Below are 3,284 nucleotides of genomic sequence, written 5' to 3' on the forward strand. Positions count from 1 at the left end.
AGCGCCAGTGCGTACGTGCGCAGCGGCACGCCGAGCGACCCGCACAGGTAGCCCGGCACCTCCGACGGCAGCGCGAGTTGCAGCAGCACGATGAGGCCGACGCCGGGCCGCCCCTCCAGCCGCCTGCGGTAAGCCGCCACGACCTGCGCGACGCGGCGACCCTGCAGAAGCGGCCGACCGAGCATGCGACCGAGCGCATAGGCGAGCGTGCCCCCAAGCCACCAGCCGGCCCAAAGCAGCAGTGCGGTCGGAAGCGCGCCCCACGCCAGCAGCGCGGCCGGCACGAGCGCCGCACTCGAGAAGAACGCGAGCATCGCGGAGGCCGCCGCCAGTAGCACGAACAACCCGATCCCGGCCAACGGATGCGCGCGAATGAGCGGTTCGGCCCAGCCCAGTACCGACTGCAACGCGCGATACACCGGATCGGCGTACAGCAACGCTGCGGCAGCGACGGCGGCGAGCACGAGCCAGGCGTAGCGGCGGCGCGCTGTGCTCGCTCGCGATGGCGATGGCGATGGCGATGGCGATGGCGATGGCGATGGCGATGGCACCGGCATGTTCGATCGGACTCGCACGACGCGTGGACTGCCCAGGAGTATCGCAGCGGACCTCACCCCGCGCGGCTGCCCTCGCAATTGGCAGCGTCCCGGCGCATGGAGCGGGCATGGGCTCGTCAGTTGACTGCGCCGCGGAAGCCTCAGGCTGCGGCCGTTCGCCCCCGCGCCGTCCCCGGGGAGAATTCCCCTCGCATTTCGGTCGGGTCGCAGTCCGCTTCAGCTGCACCTGTCGACGCCGCCCGTGCGTCCGTCCGCCGCCCTACCAGTCCACGCTCTCCGCCATCGCGCACGGCGGATGCGGGCCCTCGAGCACGGGCACGTCGCAGATCGCGTCGACGCGCTTGCGGTAGCTCTTCTCGATGCAAGCGTAGTCGGTGCACGCGTTGCGAACGCGTAGCCAGGCCCTCTGGATCGCCTTCTGTTCGACGCGGGTGTCGTCGCCTACTTCGGCGAGCAGCATCAACTTGTAATTGTCGGCGAGCGCGTCGTCTAGCTTGCTCAGCACCAGGTTCGTGCAGATCTCCTTTTCCACGAAAGTTGCCGCCTCGTGGCAGTCGAATGACGCGGCGCTGGCGGTGAAGCTGGCGAACAGGGCCGCGATGGCGAAAGCGTGCTTCATGAATGCCTCGGAGTGGACAGTGCGTTGACACGTGTGCAGGGAGACGACAGTGCGCGCACGGGAGTTCGCGGCGGTGCCGTCGGCGCGTGCGCATGTGCGAAGGCGGGCGGGCTCATTGCGACATGTCGATAGACGTGAGCTTCCAGTCGATGAGCCGGTGGCGACGGAATACGAGGCCCAATGGCGCAACGGAGCTCGAGCTTCCGCTTAGCGTGACGACGAAGGTATCGAAGTCGCGATAGCGCATCTGCGCATCGACCTGCGTACCCGGCTGTGCTGTTGCCTCACCCGCGCGGGCGTCGGACATCCCCAGCTTCGGCAACGCGCCGTGCGTCATCAGCGCGGCGAGCCCCTCCGGCGTAGCCACCGCATCGATCATCGGCCCCATGAGCGCCATCGCGAACATCGCACCGGCGCCGGCCATCGGATTCTCCGAGCCACGCTCCGCTGCCGACTGCATCATCGACGCCGCCAGATGCGCGTTCAGGCTTTCCTTCAGCGCGGGAAAGTCGACGTGCTCTGCGACGCGCGGCGCATCGCCGGCGACGGCCGCATCGCGTATCGCGCGAACCGCCAGATACGGCGACGCCGCCACGTAGGCGACGGCGAGGGCAGCCGCGATTCCGAGGCCGAGTGCGGTGCTGCGCTTCATTGACGGATTCCTCTGGTACTCATCGACGATGTTCGCGCGGGATGCGCAGTGACCCACGCCGTACGTACGCGTGGCTACCCGGTGGCGGGCAGCGCGAGTCGATTACGGCCGGGGGACGGATTTCTTGCGCGCGGAGGGTGCAAGACGCCGTGCAACTTGTCGGCTGCGGAGGCCGCTCAGCGCGGGTGGCCGCGCGCTCCGCCCGGCGATCGAAGCCGCGCATTACGCCGGCCTTGGCAGGCAGCGAGAACGAGGACGCGTAGAGCTCGGCCGATCAGTTTTGCAGGCATAGTGATCGATCGCTTCGGCGACGCTAGCGTGTTGCGTTGCACTCCTGCGCTGGAGGCGTCGCGGCGCTGCAGCCTGCGAGCAGACGAAGACAAACGGAGAGTGTGGTGCGAACCATGGCGGCGTTCCGAGTGGCGGGAGGGCCAGTCGTCGGGGCGTCGGGAAGCACGCTCCTTCCATTCGCGGCGCCATCCTGGTGCGGAACCGATGTATCCCTGCGGCTGCCGCGTGTCGGCAACCCTGTGATTTTGGTTCGCACGTCGTTCGTTGCACGCCCCGCAACCGCATTGCACGCATGCCGCCAAACGCGCGCACGACGCCGCCGAAGCCGCGCCTAACGCCGAGCCGCGCGCTTGACAGCCCGCTTCCTCGCTACCACCTTCGTCTTCGCAGGCGCCGGTTTCGGCAACGCCGCGATGCGTATCAGTTCGTCCGGCAGGCGTGCCTGCAGAACCGCGAGGAGTTCGGTCGACGCAGCGCTGCGGTCGGGGGTTCCGTCCTGCAGCGCCACGCGCACGCGCGTGGTCAACGTGCGAACTTCATCGCTGGCCAGCAGCGCCCGCGTCAGGACCAGGAACTGCTCGCCCTGGTAGTCGACCGCGTAAAGGCCCAGCTTCTGCGACCGGCCTTCATACGTGACGCCCGGCAGGCGCACGAGCAGCTGTCCGACGGCGTTCCAGGTTTCGAGCTCGCCGGCGGGAATGGTGAAGTCCGAGGGCCCGGTCGGCGGCGCGACCACGGGCCCCGGCGGCGTCGTTGGTCGCGTCGGCACGGGCGCGCAGCCGGCGATCATCGCGACTGCCGCGAGCACCCACGACAGGCGCAGCGTCGAGCGTCTTGCGGGAGCACTGGGTCGGTCTGCAGTCATGGTGCCGCCGCCGGGTGTGAGGGGCGCTGCCTGCACGTTGGCGCGGGATGCGTCGACGCCAGCAACCCCTGGTGAAATGCATCCTGACCCCATTTCCCCGAGAACGACACTCCGGGCACGGCGCTTCGCGCACGCTGTTCACCCGACCGTGGAGGTTCCATGCGCATCCGTCTGCTCGCACCCCTCGCCCTGCTTGGGCTCGCCATCGGCTGCACGCGCACGGGAACGCCCGGCGGCGCTGATGCGCCTGTCCGCACGCCGGCACCCGCGCCCGTGACTGTCCACGCGCCGCCGTCGACT

General features: G+C 69.2%; 4 protein-coding genes. All 4 read right to left on the bottom strand.

Annotated features, from left to right (window positions below):
• Positions 1–464 (bottom strand): VTT domain-containing protein (locus tag FW784_RS13250; RefSeq protein ID WP_149353800.1); only part of this gene is annotated, 464 nt, incomplete at its 3' end.
• A 352-nt stretch (positions 465–816) separates the two neighbouring features.
• Positions 817–1,176 carry a lysozyme inhibitor LprI family protein gene (locus FW784_RS13260; RefSeq protein ID WP_149353801.1) on the bottom strand — a complete coding sequence of 120 codons (360 nt, stop codon included), beginning with the start codon at positions 1,174–1,176 and terminating at the stop codon, positions 817–819.
• Positions 1,177–1,288: 112 nt separating this feature from the next.
• Positions 1,289–1,828, bottom strand: a complete 540-nt coding sequence (locus FW784_RS13265; RefSeq protein ID WP_149353802.1) for a DUF2939 domain-containing protein — start codon at positions 1,826–1,828, stop codon at positions 1,289–1,291.
• A gap of 622 nt (positions 1,829–2,450) precedes the next feature.
• On the bottom strand, positions 2,451–2,984 hold the full coding sequence (locus FW784_RS13270) for a hypothetical protein (RefSeq protein ID WP_149353803.1): 534 nt from the start codon (positions 2,982–2,984) through the stop codon (positions 2,451–2,453).
• Positions 2,985–3,284 lie beyond the last annotated feature (300 nt).

The sequence above is a fragment of the Cognatilysobacter lacus genome (assembly GCF_008274655.1).
GTDB classification, from domain to species: Bacteria; Pseudomonadota; Gammaproteobacteria; order Xanthomonadales; family Xanthomonadaceae; genus Cognatilysobacter; species Cognatilysobacter lacus.